This window comes from Limnohabitans sp. T6-5 (genome assembly GCF_003063315.1).
Taxonomy (GTDB): Bacteria; Pseudomonadota; Gammaproteobacteria; order Burkholderiales; family Burkholderiaceae_C; genus Limnohabitans_A.
Genome location: NZ_NERV01000002.1, coordinates 637,716 through 655,786 on the forward strand (window position 1 = coordinate 637,716; position 18,071 = coordinate 655,786).

General features: G+C 59.1%; 9 protein-coding genes. All 9 read right to left on the minus strand.

What is annotated here, in order from left to right; all coding sequences use genetic code 11:
• Nucleotides 1-8: 8 nt before the first annotated feature.
• Complete coding sequence (locus tag B9Z51_RS08620; protein ID WP_146187728.1) at nt 9-8,537, minus strand: hypothetical protein; 8,529 nt, start codon at nt 8,535-8,537, stop codon at nt 9-11.
• Nucleotides 8,538-8,605: 68 nt separating this feature from the next.
• On the minus strand, nt 8,606-10,213 hold the full coding sequence (locus B9Z51_RS08625; RefSeq protein WP_108373704.1) for a hypothetical protein: 1,608 nt from the start codon (nt 10,211-10,213) through the stop codon (nt 8,606-8,608).
• A 1-nt stretch (nt 10,214) separates the two neighbouring features.
• The gene (locus B9Z51_RS08630; protein WP_108373705.1) at nt 10,215-11,561 is read right to left on the minus strand and encodes a phosphoadenosine phosphosulfate reductase family protein; all 1,347 of its coding nucleotides are present in this window, start codon (nt 11,559-11,561) and stop codon (nt 10,215-10,217) included.
• Nucleotides 11,561-12,427 carry a hypothetical protein gene (locus B9Z51_RS08635; protein WP_108373706.1) on the minus strand — a complete coding sequence of 289 codons (867 nt, stop codon included), beginning with the start codon at nt 12,425-12,427 and terminating at the stop codon, nt 11,561-11,563. The genes B9Z51_RS08630 and B9Z51_RS08635 overlap by 1 nt, the downstream gene beginning before the upstream one ends.
• Nucleotides 12,405-12,872, minus strand: coding sequence for a hypothetical protein (locus tag B9Z51_RS08640; RefSeq protein WP_108373707.1), 468 nt, complete (start codon nt 12,870-12,872; stop codon nt 12,405-12,407). Before B9Z51_RS08640 ends, B9Z51_RS08635 begins: the two co-directional genes overlap by 23 nt.
• A 45-nt stretch (nt 12,873-12,917) precedes the next feature.
• Nucleotides 12,918-13,322: a tail fiber assembly protein gene (locus B9Z51_RS08645; RefSeq protein WP_108373708.1), complete on the minus strand. Its 405-nt coding sequence runs from the start codon at nt 13,320-13,322 to the stop codon at nt 12,918-12,920.
• On the minus strand, nt 13,319-15,844 hold the full coding sequence (locus B9Z51_RS08650) for a DUF1983 domain-containing protein (protein WP_108373709.1): 2,526 nt from the start codon (nt 15,842-15,844) through the stop codon (nt 13,319-13,321). Before B9Z51_RS08650 ends, B9Z51_RS08645 begins: the two co-directional genes overlap by 4 nt.
• Entirely contained in the window at nt 15,841-17,529 is a 1,689-nt protein-coding gene (locus tag B9Z51_RS08655) for a hypothetical protein (protein WP_108373710.1), read from the minus strand. Before B9Z51_RS08655 ends, B9Z51_RS08650 begins: the two co-directional genes overlap by 4 nt.
• Before the next feature lie 3 nt (nt 17,530-17,532).
• Nucleotides 17,533-18,069 carry a hypothetical protein gene (locus B9Z51_RS08660; protein ID WP_108373711.1) on the minus strand — a complete coding sequence of 179 codons (537 nt, stop codon included), beginning with the start codon at nt 18,067-18,069 and terminating at the stop codon, nt 17,533-17,535.
• Between the last annotated feature and the right edge of the window lie 2 nt (nt 18,070-18,071).

An 18,071-nucleotide genomic window follows, 5' to 3' on the forward strand; every position in this document is an offset into this window, starting at 1 on the left:
CGCCGCCCTCACCGCATCTTCTCCCCCAACTCCTCCCACAACTTGGTCTTCTTGGCCCGTTGGTACTCCACGCCTTCGTCAAACTCTTCGCGGCTGATGCCGTTTACTTGGTACTGGCGGCGCAGCTTGGCGATGTTGTGGTCAATTTCACTTGACTCGGCCTCGGTCTTTTTCACCAAATTCCGACGCAAGCCATCCGTGGGGTAGCTGCCCAGCTTCAGGCCAAATGCCGATGAAATGGCCTGGGCCATGGACTGCGCACGCCCAAAACCATCCTCCTTGCCACGGTAGGCGTTTTGCACACCCGTGTACGCATAAGACCCCGGAAGGATCAGCACGTTGGGCATCATCCACTTGTACATATAGTCCAGCACCTTGCCCGACTGTTCGGCCATGGTGTCAGTCTCCAGCGCAATGGCTTTGCCGGTGAAGGCCGATTTGTTCAGCATCAGCTCGCTCAACATGCCGATGATGCCCCCGATCTGCAAAGCGGGCGGCAACGGAATTGCTGAATGCCCCTGGCCCACGTCGAACACATCGCCCACGGGCACAAAACGGCGCACATCCAAAAACACTGGCGATCCATGCGCATCGTTCCAGGGCATGCGGATCAGCTTGGGCACCCCGCCCCAAATTTTCCCGGCTTTTTCTTCGGGCAGCAGCTTGCGCAGCTCGTCCTCGTCATCATCGCCACCCGCCAACATGGCCCCCATGGCATTCAGGGCCCCAGCCACCGCCATGAGCTTGAGCAGCTTGTGCGGCTTCTTGCCCGCCGTCTCCAAAAACATGGGGATCGCCCGGTAGCTGAACGCCATGAACGGCCATGCCGAATTCTTCATGGCCACGATCCAAGGCGCATTGACCGAGTAATCCAGGAACGACTTGCGAGAGACTTTGCCCGCCGCCATGTCGTCCACACCCGATTCTTTGGCCTTGAGCCACGCCGCCAGGCGAAACACTTCATCTTCAGACTGGTACAGGTCGATCAGCGTTTTGCCCTCTTGCACCACCGCGCCAACCACTTTGCCCGCCGCCTTGCTCCCTATGCGCCCAGGCGTTGACCCCATGAGCCCACCCGCGGCGTTGTACACAGCCGGGAACTTGGCATGCATGAACTGCTGCACCGCATTGAACGCCCCCACCTGGCTGCCCAGCTCGTCCTCAATGCCCAGCTCTTTTTGCAGATCCTTCAAAATGGGTTCAAGCTGGTCGTTTTGCATCTCCACCGTGGCCCAGCTGCCCAGCTCTCCGCCCGAGTCCTTGTAGCGGTTCACAATCAACTGCGCCGCCTCGCGGTCGGCAATGCCCATCTTGGCGGCCTGGTTCATGGCCTTGCCCAAAATGCCCTTGTTGTCCCGGTTGCTGGCGGCCATCAAAATCCGCAAGGCCTTGCGCACATGCGCCTGACTCACGTCGTGCCAGTCGGCCATGACGAAGTTGGACATGATGTTGTTCATGTGCACACCCGGGCTCAGCGCCGTCTTGCTGGTCTTCCACCAGCCTTGCAGAGTGTTGAAGGCCTCAATAGGCACCTTGCCAAACGACGGGTTGCTCACCTGGCGCACATCGTTCCACACCGGCCCCGGAATGAAGCGGCCCGCCAGCTTGCCGTACTTGGCCACCGCCGTGCCTGCAATCTTGGTGTCGGGCACCTGCACCCACTCGCCGGGCTTGAACACATGCCCCCAGCCTTCTTCGGCTGTCACCAACTTGCCGGGCACATCGGCCGCCACCAGCTTGGCCTGGGTCTTGGCCAACCAGGCCAGATACCGCCCCACCTCCACGTCATGGATCATGCCGTGCAGCGTTTTGGCAATGGCAAAGCGCGCCTCATCCACCTCGCCCATCTTGGTGCGCTCGTCTGCGGTGTAGTCACGCCACATGACCACCTTGTCGCCCTGGGTGTCACGCGCCTCAAACGTGCCCGCCTGCGTCCAGTCCTGATACTTGGCCGGCATGGGCTCGGCCGCTGGCCAGTAATTCACCTCCAGCACCTTGCCCGGCTGTTTGCCGTCCATGCCTTCAAGCGGCGTCACACCTTCGCCAGATGCTGCCCGGCGCTCCAGGCGAATGAACTTTTCTCCCTTGAGCGCGGTGTCAGCCTGGCCCTCTTGCGTCTTGCGCTTCCACCAGCCCGGTGCCGCCGCCTGAATCTGGCGCATGCTGGCACCCTCTTCAAAACCCCGGCCCTTGTACTGGTCACCCAACACAGAAATCGTGCGGCTGCGCTTGGCGTTTTCTTTGTCCGACAGCTCCACCACATGCTTGGCGTAGCTGCGGCGCAGGTAGGCAAACCGGTGCGCCTTGTACGCCTTTTCGCTCAGCTGGCCCAGCGTCACCGCCTCGCGGCTCAGGTGGTCGATCATCTTTTGCACCTCTTGCAGCACCTTGACCGACTCGGCGGGCAAATCCTGCATCAAGCGATCCGCTGCAGATGCATCCGCCTCGTTCATCCAGGCGTAGGCCACCCGGCTCTCTGAGCGGGTCAAGGTGTTGAGCTTGTCCAGCAAGCGGCCCACCTTGCGCAAATGCTGCATCTTGCGCCCCTGCATGATGGCCCGCTGGTCAATCACCGACTCGGGCACGCCATAGTCAGACACCACCCCCGCCTTGACCGCATCGGACGTGAAGCGGTCCAGCTGCTGCGCCGCAAAGTCATAGGCCCACGACGTTAGCTTTTCCAGCCGGGTCATGCGCGTCAAGGCATGCGCGGCTGCATCAAGCACCGATCCGCCTGCCTTGGCCTTTTCATGAATGATCTCGTCAGCCCGATCCTGTGCCGATAGGCCTTCTGTCTTGGCCGGGGCACGGGACAGGCGCGTCGGCTCGGATTGACTGTCTGGGTCGTTTGCGGAGACAATGCGCGCATCCCCCCCATCGTTTTGCACGTTGAGAAGGACGGTCTGAATTGCTTCGGTGGCATTCTTCGTGGAGGGTACTTTCTGGCCCGTCACATTGGCTTCACCTTGCTGGCGCGCCTTGATGAAACCCGCCAGATTCTTTTCCGTTAAAATCTTTTTTGTTCCCGGCTTGTTTTGGTATGCCGTATCGGGCAATTGGAGCCCGACCCGCCTCAAAACAGCTGGGAATACTTTTTTGTCGATGTACCTTGCATTGCCTTGGGCAAACCACTGAGAAAACGGCGGTGGGCTACCGTCCTTGTCATAAGCATTTGTCAATAGGCGTATTTCGCTGGCTCGGCGCTGACCTTGTGCTCTTGGGTCAAGCGTGATCATCACAACCGCGCCTCCCACCAAATCTGGCGCAATGATCACCAGTGCCCCGTTAACCGTGGCCGAATCAAACACAGCCGCTGGATTGTCCAACCACTGCGGCACCATCTTCCACTCTGCTGACGTCATGTTCGGGTGGCGGGCGTCCCCGCCCCGTGGCGCGCCCCTCATGGGTTTGCCTACCGCCGCCTCATCCAGAATGACGGGTCCATTTCCTTCATCCAACAGATCAAGAATGTCAGAGCGGTCCAAAACAACTGCGGCAACTTGGCCTCGTGACGGACTTTGTGGCACCGAACCGCCAAACAACGCATCAATGCGGGCCTCGTAATTGGCCTTTGTGTCAGAGCGGCGCGACAGCATCACCCCCTCACTGGCCGGGTTCTTCTTGCGCCACAGCTCGGCCAGCCTCTCAAACACCGGGTAGTCCTTGGCCAGCATGTCTTCGATGTCAGCAAAGCCCCGCGCGCGGGCCTCGCGCTGCAGCCAGGCCTCTTGCCGCTTGATGTCCTCTTGCAGCGTGGTAGACAGTCGGGTGTCTCCGATGTAGCCCACCCGGCGCGATGGCAGTTTGCCCGCCACGTAATCGCGGGCACCGTGCACCAGCTCGGCCACAAAAAGGTCGGCGCGCTGCTGCTGGCTCAGTGATCCGTCCAGCATGTCGGTGATCTTCTGGGCAATCTTGTCGTAGCCGTGGGCCTGCATCCAGTCGCGCACCATCACCACCACCTTGCGCCAGCCCTTGATCTTGGCCAGCTCAGCGGTCGGAATGTCCACGATCACCTCTTCGGTGGCTTCGGCAGTGGACAGCTTGCCGCGCTTTTGCAGCTCAGTCACTGCCCGGCGCACGCTGGCGTTCTGGGCATAAACCAGGTGCATCGCCGTCTTGAGCGAAGACCCCAGCACAGCGCGCAAGCCGTAGTGGGCCGCTTCGTGCTCGGCCAGCACATGCTCGGCGCGCAACTCGTCGGACAGACCAGACGCGAACATGTACAGCTCGCCCTTGTGCATCGCGCCCTCAACGTCATCCCATGCGTCCTGTCGAATGATGTACTCGCGCAGCGCTGGCGGGGCCTTGCCGGGGTCGGCCAGCACATGCACCGTGGGCATGTTCGGCATTTTGGCTTTGATGCGTTCGACCAACGTATCCAGGGCCTCCTTCGACATACCCTGGCCACTGAACTCTGCGCGACTCATCGCCGCGCCCTGCTCCTTTTGATAGCCAGCGAGGTTTTTCTCGGTTAAAATTTTTCTTGTTCCCGGCTTGTTTGCCGTCGCTTCCCTGGGCAATTGGAGCCCAGCACGCGCGGCAACGGTCGGGAATTCTTTTTGATTCACATAGCGCGCCAAACCATCGCGTAACCAGAGGCCAAATGGCGGTGGCCCTGCATCTTTGTCATAGGCGTTTGTCACCTCATGCGCCACCAAAGAAGCGCTCACAGTCGAGTCAGGTTCTACCGTCACCAGCACCACAGCTCCATTGACCAACTCGGGGGCCACGAACACAAGTGCCCCTTCAACCGTATGGCTGTCAAACACAGCAGCTGGTTTTTCAATCCAGCCAGGCACCTTTTTCCAAAGATCAGCCGTCATCGCTGGGTGTTTAGATAGACCCTTGATAACCTTGCTTTCACGCAGCACAAGAGGCAGAGCCTCAAAACCCAGCAGCGACAAGACATCCGAGCTGTCCAACACCTTGACCCCCACACGATTAGCGCCACCCCCTGCAAACAGCGCATCAATGCGTGCTTCGTAGGCTTGCTGGGTTGCCTGACTTCGGCTGAGCATCGCAGCGCCAATGTCATTTTCAGTCTTGCGGGCACCTTCCAGCTCCTCGCCGCTGTCTTCGATCTTGGCTGGCTTTCCGCTGTCGGCAGCTTGCTCAATATTTGAGGCTTGAGGTAAACTATTGACGCCGCTTTTGCCCCTGGGAGAAGGGGGGTTGCTCTCAGCAACTGGCGCACTGGTCCCGGTGCGTTCCCAAAGCGGCTTCCACCCTTCATTTTTCTGTTCATGTCCGATTTGGCCACTGGGAGACGTGGGGTTGCCTCCGGCAACTAACGTATCAGCCGACTCTCGCTTGCCATCGTCTGAATGCGGCTGTACACTTTTGGTTGGGCTCTGGCTTGACACCATCGCGGTCTTGGAATCGGCTTCATTTCCAAGATTGGCAGACAAGGCTGATGCGCCGACATCAGCAGCAGGAACGGGTAACCTGCCCCAGAGTTTTTTACCACCGGGTGCCTTGACAAACTCGTCGCCGCTTACTTTTTCTTCGTTGGCAGTGGGTCCGGTAGGCCCATTGCCTTGATCGCTGCGGCCACCGCCCGCCGCATTTGCGGGCTCGCCTCCAGCTTTTTCACCAGGTTTAGTGTCTTCTCCAGCGTTTCCCCGCTGGGTGTCTTTGGCAGTGGCATCGGGTGTCCCTTCAACAGTGGTTTTTGCAGCCTTGATCAAATCCTTGCGCTCTGGCGCCTGGGTGTCGCCAAACATCGAGCCCTGAGCGGGATCGCCCGCACTGTCCAGCGCGTCCATGTAAGCCAGGATGAAATCCGCCATGCGGCGCGGACGGCGAATGTTGTCAGCCAGGAACTGCAGCAAGTCCCGTGTTTCGGGCGAATACTTGTCGCCGAACATCCCGGCCTGGGCCAGCGCGTCAGAAATCGAGGTACCCGCATCCTTGAGCCGCGACATTTCCTCCACCGCCGCCATCAGGCCGGGCGTGATGTCCGAATCGAACCGGGCACCCTTGGCAATGGCATCCCGCATCTGGGCCACCTTGGGCGCTGCGCTGATCAGCGCCTTGGTGATGTTGCGCAGGTTGTCGTCCAGCGACTCCACCATGCGCATGAGCACGGGCGAATCGCCGTAAGCCTTGGCCAAAATGGCATTGCGCACCCGGGTGTAACCGGTGGTGCTCAGATTGCCATCGGCGTCGATCATCCCGGCCTGCTCGGTGCCAGGCAAACGGGCCATGAAACGGCGAATGAACGGGCGCGAAGCTGGCCCCGTGAAGTCCCCGGCATCGTCAGGCGTCAGGTCATCCATGGCGTCAATGCGGGCCGCATCCGATTTGGCCTGCTCGCTGGGCGACATCGCAGCCACCGTTGACGCATTGGCCTGGCGGGCAAACTCGGCACGATTGACCGGTGTGGTGCGAACCCGCACCAGCACGGGCTTGGCCATGGCATCGACCGCCTCAGGCGTCAAGCCAAACTGACTGGCGTTGTCCTCCAAGAACTTGCGGTACCGCCGTACTGGGCTGCTTTTCCCATTGTCATGCTCAGGCACATCCTGTTGCGAATGCGGCCAACGCCCATCATGGACCAAATACATGCGCTTCATCGCGATGGTCCGGGCATTGCCCGACTCCACAAGGCCGTCTTCACCCACAATCGGCGCGCCCGTGGCGGCATCGGCTGACAGCCCCAAGCGGGCCGGGTCCAGCTTCTGCACGATCCCCGAAACCTGCATACCACTGGCCGAACGGCTGCGGTCACGGGGCTGCATTTCCTGCGGGTACAGCGGATTGGCGCGCAGGTTCTCGTCGTGCGAAGTCACCAGCTCATCGGCATCCATCAAGGCATAAGCGCCCTCGATGCGTGCCCCAGCCTCCGTCGAGAAACTGGTTTTTGCGCCGTACTCGGTCTTTGGCCATGTTTTGGTGATGCCGTCCAGCTCAGACTGCAGGGCCTGTGCGCGGTCGGCCAGCTCCTGGCGCTCCTGGTCAAAAGGCGGGCCATAGCCGTTCTCAGGCGTCAGGTCGGCCAGGCGCTCACGGGCTGCGGTCAGCTCGGGCGTGATTTCATGGGCACGGTCCAGCGCCGTCATGGACGTGGGCGTGCGCAGGGCTTTTTCCGCCTCAGTCTCCACGGGCTGCGTGGGCGTCACTGGTGCCGCGGGGGCCGTGGGTGGTGCTGTCGGCTGGCCTGGGGCGGGTGGCTGACCCGGTGTGTTGGTGCTGGACTCGGGCCCGGCATCCGGGCCCTTGCCCATCGAGGCCAAACGCTCTTTCGTGTAGGCCAGGCCGTGGCCACCAGCGCCCATGGCAAAACCCGCCACCATGTTCTGGGCCAGCGATCCAGCTGGGTCATATTTCTTGCTGGGGTCGGCCTGCACAGTTGCGCCGTGCTGCGCGGCATCCTCGGGCACGCCTTGCAAGCCCTCTTCCACCGTGTCTTGACCAATGCGCTTGCCCAACTCCTTGGCCGACATGCGCCCACCCACAATGGACTTGGCCGTGGCATCGCCGCCAAACAGCTTGTTGGTCAAAGCAGACCCGGCCATGGTGCCCGCGCCCGAGAGCATAGTGGCCTGGTCGGCCAGTTCGTTGGCCAGGGCTTCACGCGCCTTGACGGCATCGCCGCCGTTTGCCGCCATGATCTGCTGGAACCGTGGCGACTTGGCCAGCGTTTCCAGCGGCATGCCCGCCACCTCTTGATAAGTGCCCTCCCGCGCCTGCATGGCCGAAGACCCCGCCTCAGACAGCGTGCCCGCCGTGCTGGCCGAAGCCACGGCCTTCGACTCCACGGCCTCAATGGCGGCTTTGGCGGCTGCGGCCTGCGTCGCCTCATTGGCCCCGGCCTTGGCCGCATTTGCGGCTGCAGCCTCGCCTGCCGCTGCGGCCCCCGCCATGCGGGCACGGGCCACAACTGACCCCACGCCCACGCCCATGGCCATGTCTGGCGCAGACCTGACCAGCGTGTGTGTCAGGGCAAGGGGGTTCTGGAATGCGGCCTTGATGTTGCCTGTAAAGCCCTCGGCCTCACCCATGGCCTGCTGCTGGCGCATCAACTCCGGGTTTGTTGCCCGGTCGTTGGCCTGGTTCTCTTGCACCACACGGCGGCTGTCCTGCTCCAGGTATCGGCCTGCACGGGCTGGCAGGTTCCATGGCGTGTTGGCGTTTTCTGCTCGGGACTCTGCCGCAAATTGGGATGCCCGCTGCGCATCGTCTTGCGTTTCAGTATGGGGGGCAGCTGATCCGGGTTCGGCCTGATTGATCAGCCAGGTCAGGCCGCGATCCGCTGCAGCCTTTGCGCCCAAAATCCCGGAAAGGGTGTTGGCCGCTGGGGCCTGAATGAACGTGCCAGCGGCCCCAATACTATTGGCCACGCCTTGGCCAAGCGCTGAATTGAAGGAACTGGCATAGTCGGAAAACGAGCCTCCCGACTCCTTTTTCTTCTTCGGATCAGGCTCTTCAGTGACGCCCGACTCGGCGTCCCAGGTTCTCTCCCATGGCTTTTTGCCAGAACTGGCAGATTTTGTGTTTGTTGAGGACCAATCCCGTTCCCAAGGTTTTGACATGCTCTAGCCCCATCATTTCGGTAGGGCTAGAACTTGCCATGCTTGCCACGCCTGGCCTCTAAAACGGCTTATTTCTTCTCTCGCCAGCTCTTTTGGTCTTTCGGGTCGCCGCCCAAATATTCAAAGCCGTCAACCACTTTGCCCTTGCTCAACCCAGCGGCCTTGCCCTTATTGCCCAGCTGGTCAAGCCAGTTTTCTCCATGCATGGATATCATGATCTTCGCCACATCCTCATGCTTTAGAGCCATGCCGTTGCTGTTGGGCTTCATCAGCGCCATGTAATCGTCCTTGGGCGACGACTGCTTTTTCTCATGTGCCATGCGGGCGGCTTCGGCTTCGTCCTTGGCCGCGCCCGTTGCCATGAAATACAACCCCAATCGCTCTTCTGGCGAAGTGTTCGTGGTGCCCTTGATCCCAGTACCGTAGACCATGAGCTGCTTGCGCAAGCTGTCTTCCGCCGTTTTGTCCTTGTTCGCAATCGCTTCTTGCAAGTTTGTGCGAATCCCTTGCAAGGTTGCACGGTCCTTGCTGTCTTCCTTGAGCTTGTCCAGCTGAGCGCCATGCAGCGCATTGGACACCGCCGCCGACGCCACCTGCGAATCCGTCTTCTTCTCATCCAATTTCAGATGCTTGTCTTCACGCTGGTCCTTTTTGCCCTGGTAAAAGTGGTCAAAGATTTCCTTGGCCTTGCCATGCGCATCCAGCTCGGCCATCACGTTGACCGACGTTTCTTGCCCCTTATCGTCCTTGTAGTTGAGCGTCACCTGATCTGGCCCGTTGGCCTGCTGGGTCCGGCTGATCGTGATGTTCTTGGGGTCAACCTGTATGCCAGCCGAATTGAACGACTTGGCGATCTGTTCTGGCGTGCCACCGCCATGCGCGACTTTCAGCGCCTTGACGTAGTTCTCGTCTTCCGCCTTCTGCATGTTGTTCTGAAAATTGATCAGGCCCTCGGTGTTCAGCTTGCCATATTGGTAGTCATGCGCAATCAATGCCGCATGCGAGGCCATGATCTGCATCGGTCCCGGGCGTTGAATGTTCGGCTTTTGTGGTGGCGGGCCAAGCTCTTCAGGCGACTTGCCCGCCTTGATCCCCGCGTCGTATGCAGCCTGTTCTTGCGCAGACTTGGCCATGGCCACTTGGTACTGGCCCATGGGCGAGTTCTTCAGCAAGTCATCTCGCTTGGTGCGGTGCTCATCTTCTCGCTTTCGCTCATCGTCCTGCCGCTGCCACTGCTTTTGCTCCTGGCCAAAGCGCTGCTCTTCGCGCTGGCTGCTCAGTGCCTGCTGCTCCAGCTGCATGCCCTTCAGGGGGTCATACTTTTTCATGGTACCGGCCATGGCCAGCGTGCGCGCCGTGTTCTGCTGCGAATCGGTCGGGGCCTGGTCGTAGGTCTGCCCCAAAAACTTCACGCCCGCCTTGCGAACAACCGGGGCATCGGACTGGTCATACTGGCTGATGGCGCCGCTCTCGTCTGGCCCTGCACCCTTGAAGCCCTCCATCGTGGGGGTCACCACCATGGTGTCCTCGGGCTTGGCATTGGCGATGTCGCCCATCTCGGCCTTCATCTTCTCCTGCTCGTCCATTTCCTTGCCCTTGTAATAGGCGGAAAGGCCTGCATTGGCACCCTGAATGCCCATCAAAAACCCAGAAGCAAAACCACGTCCCAAACCCATATCAAACCTCACATTTCGACAATTGCTCGGCCACCGCCGACTTGATCAAACCCACGCGCCGCTGGTACTCCACAAACTGCACCGGGTGCTCATGCTTCAGGTACCGAGACAGCCCCTCACCCCACCAAGCCGTGCAATCCATGCAGTCCAGGCTGTGCCCGGCATGCTCATAGAACTTCGGCAGGGGCACGCCCACGGCATGCAGGTAATTCACCACGTCCTGCGCCGTCCAGCGCATGAGCGGAAACACCAGCTCGATGCCATCGGCCACATACCCCGACTCAATTCCGGTCTTGTCGGCCTCGTCCTCACGCTTGCCGCGCAAGATGCAATCCACGCCATCGGCGCGCATCGCCTCGTAGGCGGGCCACATCAAGGCGCGAAAGCAGCAACTCAGCCGCGACTGCACCTTGAATGGCGTAGCGCCAAACACGGTGTTGCCATCGCTGGTGTGGCCCTGGGGCACCACATCGGACGGCCAGCCATCGGCAGCAATCACCTCGCGCTGACGGCCTGCAATTTCCTTGAAGCGGGGCACCATGGCGCGCACCCGCTCCATAAGCTCTACCGTCTCCGGGAAAGGGTTGCCCGGGTTCAGCCAGTACACCGTCAGGCGGTCCCAATAGGGTTGCATCAGGCACAGCAAGGCCAGCGAATCCTTACCGCCGCTGAATGACAGCGCCACGTTCTTGCAGCGCTTAAAAACCTCGTCCACGGCGCTCTCGCCCGCCTCAAACACCAGCAAGGCCGGGGCCACTTTGGCAAAAGTCGCATCGAAAATATGCGCCTCACCCAGAGCGCCAAGCGTGGCCTTGCACAAGTCGGTGTTGAACTTGGGCAAAACCCACTTGGCCAAACGAAAGCCGAACATGTCGGCAGCATTTAGCACGTCATCATGGTTGTGCAGCACCGAGCCGGGCAACAACTCAGACCAACCGGGCACATCGCCAAATGGCTCGTACAGAGCCAGCTTGCCGCCGGGCCGAAGCACGCGCTTGGCCTCGGCCATGGCTGCATGGCGGTCGGCATGCACAAACGACCAGTGAAACAACACAATGTCGCAGCTCCCGGCCTCGATGGTCGTGTCGTGAAACGACTCCACCAGCACATCGCGTGCACAGTCAGCAGCCTGGGCTGCGTTGTTGTTCACCAGGATGAACTTGAGGTCTGGGCGGCGTTCCAGCACATGGCCTGCCAGTGTCCCAATGCCGCACCCCATGTAAGCGATCACGGCCCCATCGGCAGGGTTGAGCTGATCAAGCAACCAGGTGCAATGCGCATCGTTCGACCCGCCCACCAGGTGCGAGCAAAGCAAGGCCATGCCGCGAGATGTCAATGACTTGTACATCAGATAGCAACTGCAATCATTGCGCCACCGCCAATCAATGCGCCTGTCGCCTGACCATCAGCAGCAGTATTGGCGTTGTACATGCTGGTCTGAGAATTCAAAATCCCGCCCAAGCCCTGAATGGCTTGCTGGCGTCCCTGCATCATGGTGCCCGCGCCACTGGCCATGCCGCTGGTCAGAGTCGAGCCAATGGCGTTGCTGTTGCCCACCGCACTGTTGCCAGCGTTGGTGCCTGCGCTGTAAAAGGCTGGGGCCTGAGAGGCCATGCCCGAATAGGTGTTCAGCACATCGCCGCTGCGGGCATACACCTTGTCCAGCGCGTTGGTGCGGCCCACGTTGGCCGCGCTGGCCTTGGCCGTGGCGGAGTTGGTATCCATTTCGCCCGACAGCGCCGCAAACTTGCCGCTGCCCGGATTGATGCCCATCCGCATCATGTTGCGGTTTGTCTGCTGACGCTGGTTGTCCAGCTGGGCCGACACGTCCGCCACGTTCTCGGTCGCGGCCTTGTCCATTTGGCGCTGCACATCGGGGTTGATGTTCCCCATGGCAATGTCGCGCATCTGCTGCTGCAGCGGACGGCCTTCGTTCTGGAAGTTGTCAAAATTGGTCTTGCCCTGCTGATAGGCCAAGTCCATCGTCTTCTTTTGCGCATCCAAAATGGGCGCAGACAGCTCCATCGTGCGGTCGTACTGGCGGCGCGACTCGTCAATCTGCTGCTGGCCAAGCCGCTCGCCCGCTGCTGTCGCCTCTCGCGTGGCCTCGGCCATGGGTGTGTAATCGGGTGGTGGCGAAGACCCGCCGCCCCCAAAGTGCAGCACCCGCACACCATCACGGGTGTACCCGTCAAACTTGGACTTGATCAGCATTCAAATGCTCCTTCATGTAGTCGGCCAGGCGCTCGGGCACCATGGCGGGCAAAGCCTCCACCAGGATTTCGGCCCCGCGCTCCAGGCCGTTGGTCACGGTGATCATGTAGGCCCCGGCATTCACGATGGCGTAGCGCAGGAAATGCGCCAGCTCCACCTTGTGCGCGTCCCCCGACTTCTCCATGATGTTCGCGGCCATGTAAGAGGCCATAGCCCCCAAGAAAATGCCGCGCAAGTCGGGCTCGTACCTTCGGTAGAACGGATTGCCCGGCAGGTAAATCAGCAGGTTCGCCATGAGCGAATTCACGTCCACTGCCTTGTCCTTGTCGATCAGGTCATCCCAAGCATGCGCAATGAAGCTCAGGCGGCGGTACACGTCCAAGGCATCCTTGTTGCCCGCGAACCAGTCCAGCTCAGACAATGGCGGTTTGGTGGAAATTTGCATTCGCCAAGACTGCCATGCTTGCCACGGGTGCTTCGATATTGATCGTCAGGAAGGCGCGACCGGCCACACCACATCGGTCGGGAAGCCTGGCTGGTCAGTGACGTCTCTCAAGGCTTGGCGGTATGTCTGCCATGCCGCATACAGTTCAGGGCCTAGCCTTTCTGGTGCTGATGCCGTGTCTGTCCATTCTGACGCCTTGAGTCGCATCAAACGCTCAAACCTAATCTTATCTTTCTGCTCTTCAATAGGCAGGGGTTGAGGCTCTGTCTGGACAAGTACACCGCCTACTTTTCTTGCAAGTTTTGCGTCAATATCCATATTGGACTGCGCCCAATCCGCAGCGCCCTGATGCAAAACAAGCTCATTTATGAAATTTTCTGACCTGTTTTGCAAGGCCATTTTGCAAATACATCTTCCAGAATCATCAAAGAAATAGATATATTGATTCATCTATAACTCCTTAAAATCAAAAATTTTGTCTCATGATACGATCCTGCACCCGAGTGATGCGCCGATACATATATAGTATGAAGCCCTTGAGATAAATAAGTGCTATACAAACCAAATGAGTTTGTTGGACCACCTGAATCCCAATAACTACCAGATTCAAAAGTAATTAATGGATCTAGGTCTAAAGAAAATTTGAAATAATAATCACCGCCACTTGAATTATAATAATAATGACACAACCCAACTAACGTCACAACCCCAGCATGATCCATGTAGAAACGCATATAATCAATGTGACCATCCATTGGATATGCAGATACTTGCTCGAAAGATGTTGCAGATTTTGAAATGATGTTATCAGCACTTATAATGTTTGCAGACAAATTTCCTGAAAAATAAGCTGACCCTCCAACAATTCTAAATGATGGAGCATATACATCACCGCTGGATGTTATTTGGAAATACCTATTTCTAACTTTATCACCAATAAGAAAACCTTCAGGCCCCAAATAAAAACCTTGTACATACGAATTTAGAGGCCACGAATATGATTTAAAATCGCCACTGGAAATTGAACCACGTACCGATGCATTATTAAAAATCACATCACCATTTTTTTTAAGAGCCCAACCAATTAAACCTCCTTCGTAATATTGTGGACTTGAAATGTAATCATTACCTATTACGTTCCCACCAATTTCACCATAACTAGAGTATATTGACCCACGCATAGTCACATTACTAAACTCAGCATCACCATTGCCGCGTATCACCCATCCACTAGTACCAGGCACATTATTTGATGATCTAATATTAGTCCCTACACTTATAGAACCAGCAGTCAATTTACTGACACTCAGGCTTGCAATCTTTGCGTCATCCACTGCCAAATTAGCAATCTTGGCATTGGTGATGGTGCCGTTACGAATGAACGCATCGGACATGTAAACGCCAACCGGAACATCCACACCATTGATCTTGACCGGCGTTGTTTGAACGATAAAAGGGGTAACGGGCGTTATGCCTGGCCCTGTCGGGCTGGCGATGTAAAAGCGATCAGCACGAATTGCAAACTCGCTTTTAGGGATGCCATTTGCCAGCGTGCTGGCCAAGCCATACCCAGTGACATACCCGTTGTTGTCAATTTTGACGGTGTACTGTGCAAACAGCTTGCCATCTGCTGTAGCTCGTACCTCTGACTCCTGCTGCAATGCAACAGACTTTTCATTCACAGTCGCCTGGAGCCTGGTCACCGATTGGACAATCGCCTCATCTTTGCTGGCTCGGGCGCTCCTTTCTTCTTGAAGTGCCCCCGTCAATTGCGTGATGGATGATGTGTTGCTCCCGATATCACGCTCATTGGTGGTGACCCGCGCTGCAAGCATGTTTCTGGCCGTCGCTTCAGCCAAGTCAGCCGTTGCCCGCGCATAGGCTTCCTCCTGAATCTGCGCTGCAATATTGGTGTTGGTGTCGCCTTTGTTGGTCTCTACGATGGCCTGCAAATTAGAAATCGACTGCGCCAAAGCTGCGTCCTTTTGTGCGCGCACAGTCTGCTCATCGGTAATAGCTGCACTCGCCGTGGTGATGGCAGCAGCATTGCTGGCAACACCTTGCTCAGTGGTGGTGACCCGCGCTGCAAGCGTGTCTCTTGCCGTCGCTTCAGCCACGTCAGCCGTTGCCCGCGCTTGCGCCTCTTGCTGGATCGCTGCCGCAGTGCTTGTCTGGTTGTTATTGACCGTGGCCGTCAGGGTGGTGATGTCCAATGCCAATGCCGTGTCTGCAGTGGTCCTGGCTGTGCGTTCATTCGTGATTGCGGTCCCCCGCGCCGTGGCTTCTGCCAACAGTCGCGCCGCCACACTCCCGATCAGCGATGCAGGGCCATCGATCAGGTCAATGCGCTCAGACAGCGCAGACCAAAGCTGACCTTCCTTGATCTTGCCTTCCAGGGCATCCAGCAGCAGCTGCACATCCTGCCCCGTCGTCGCGGCCAGGCCATTGGTGCCACCGGCAGGCGCTGCGCTCAGCACGCCGTCAACGCTCTCCCATTTGATCCACAGGCGCCACGTTGTGGCCGGGTTGCTGGGCATGGCCCACACCTGGCCACCAAACTGGCCCAGCTCAATCGCATTTGAGAATGTCGGCAAGGCAGTGCCCGCCGTGTGCGTCACCCCGTACACCCGTGTCCTCAGGTGCCCGTGCCCTTGCGTGTAAACGGGGGAGCTGCACTCAATGAACACATGGCTGATGGCCGCGCTCAACGTGAAGCCTTCCGGTGTCGGCGGCGGCGTCAAATCGACCTCTGAACTCACCACGGCGCTGCCCGGCTTGAGCGATGGCACACCGCTGCCACCTGGGCGCCAGCCTGCGCTCAACGTGGCAAAGCCGTTTTCGATCAGGTCGCGCAGCGTAATCCCACGGTTGAGCGGATCACCCTGCACACCCAAATAGGTCATCAGGGTTTCGCGCACCCGCTGCGCATAATTCGGCGCGTTGGGGCTGGGGAGTTCGGGTCTATCGGTCATACAGAGGCCAACTCGACCATACTTGTTGCGATATTGGCCAGCTGCACGTTGTTGGCCGTCTCCAATTCAAACTGCCAATCCAGTGCAGAAATGGTAGGCAAGCGAAAGGCATCACGGCTGGTCACCACCTTGGTGTAACGCACCGACGTGGGGGTCGGGCAACTCACGCCGGGCACGGCCGACAAGCTGGCCAGTATTTTTGCAGCCTCGTCCTCATTCAGCCCCACCGCATCGGCCCTGAACGTGGCCGGGTAAACATCGCACACCAGCTCGGCTGCCGCAAAGCTCGTCACCCGTGGCTGCTGAAAAACCTTCGATCTGAACTTCGTGGTCATGAAGGCGGTACCGGCATCCCAACGCTGCACATTGCCACTGCTGTCCAGCACGTAGAGCTGATCCTTCAGCTCGTCAAAGTGCATGGCCGCATACCCGGTGTCCATAAAGTAAATCCCGGTCGGGTTCATCGGGTCAATCAAAAAGGCCTTGAGCCCGGCCCCAGCGTCAAAGGTGCCAAAGTACAGGCCCTCATACATCTTGCCCACGATGGTCGACGGCTTGAGCTTTTGCCAGTCCTCGCGCAGCATCAGCCCGGCCGTCAAAATCCGGGGCCCGCCAGCGCCATACCAGCACAAGCCGTCCTCACTGGCCCAAGCCACCCCAATGCCCATGCCCACCACCGACTCAGGCGCAATGCAGCCCTGATACATCTCCAGCGGCATCTGGTCCATGCTGTCCGGGCTTGAGCCCGACACTACCAAGGGCCGTGCCGTGGTCAACACCAGCAGCGTCTGGCCAAACACCCCCAGCGCCACAGGCTTGCTGTCAGGGGGCAAAACCTCATAGGCAATCGGCCACGCATATGGCGTGTAGGGCTCACAAATGCGCACCCCGTTGCCGCTGATCCCGGCCAGCATGCCGTTCCACATCGGGGTCAGCATCGACAAGTCATCAGGCGTCATCACCCATGTCGTCGTCGGCAACACCTCGCCCAGATCTCGCCCATCGTCAGTGGTGGTGCTCACCCCAACAGCCACCTCGCGCAAGAAAAAGAACTCTGTCGCGCCAGACGTGCCCGTCTGCGTCCGGTAAATCCGAATGCGGTTGATCTGGTAGTTGCCGCTGGGCAGCGAGCCAAATCCGGACAGCGCCACCGTGGCATCCGTAGGCCTGACCGACTCCGCACTGACCGGGCTGGGCGCGCTCTCCCACCCCCAATCGTTCACGTACGTGTAGACGTAGTAATAGGACTTGCTCAGTCCCGTCCACGTCCCCGAATTCGTTGCGGCGATCAGCGCAGTGGTCGGGGCAGGAATGCCCAGCGGCCTCGATGCCATCGGGTACGGCGCGCTCGACAGCGCAATGATGTTGTTCGTCACCTTCGGCGCCCCGTCACCGGTGTAATAGGTCTGCTCGGTCGTGTCGTCCGCATTGAACCCGCGCACCGCATGCACCCGATTGGCCCAAGACAGCCAGTAATTGGCATCGCTGTCCACATCCCGCCCCATGCGGTAGATGGTCTTGCGCCCCACGGGCACCGTGGCCACCGTCAGGGGCACGCGCCATGGCCGCAAATCGCCGCGCCCCGGCTTTTGGTTCAAGCTGGTCACGCCCACCATCGGCCCCAGCGTTTTGGGGTGCGCGGCCCGGTTCTCTCCGGTGAAACCCTCAATCGTGATCACGGTCATGACTCAGCCCTCAGAAACGGTCGGCCACACCACCGCAGGCAACTCGGCCTCGATGTCATCCCAAGACGGCACAGCCCGTGCCCCTGACGCCACCGCGGCATAAATCTGCACCAGCGCAGCCCAAGTCTGGTCCCGCAAATCCACACCGTACTGACCCTCGGCCGCAAAGCGCGGTACCGTGCTGGTGGCGTAGCTGCACAGGCTCAGCATCGAGTCATAGCCCCGCTCTTGCGCCACCTGATCAAGCCTGCTTTGCACCTGGCCCATGATCCGGTTTTTCATCGACTCATTCACCTGGCTGGCTTCTGACTCACTCATTTGCACCAGCGCATACCTAGCCCGCCAAATACCGTCCACCAGCTCAGCGCCATCGCGCACCAGCTTCTGGTGCAAGCCGGGCACAGGCGGCTCTGACGGGTAAACAGGATCAGCGCCAAAATCCACACAGGTCTCAGGCCGAATGCCCGACACATTGGGATGCATCGCGTGCAGCTCATGCGACTGCACCACTGCGCCAGTTTCTCGAATTCGGTATTCCATGG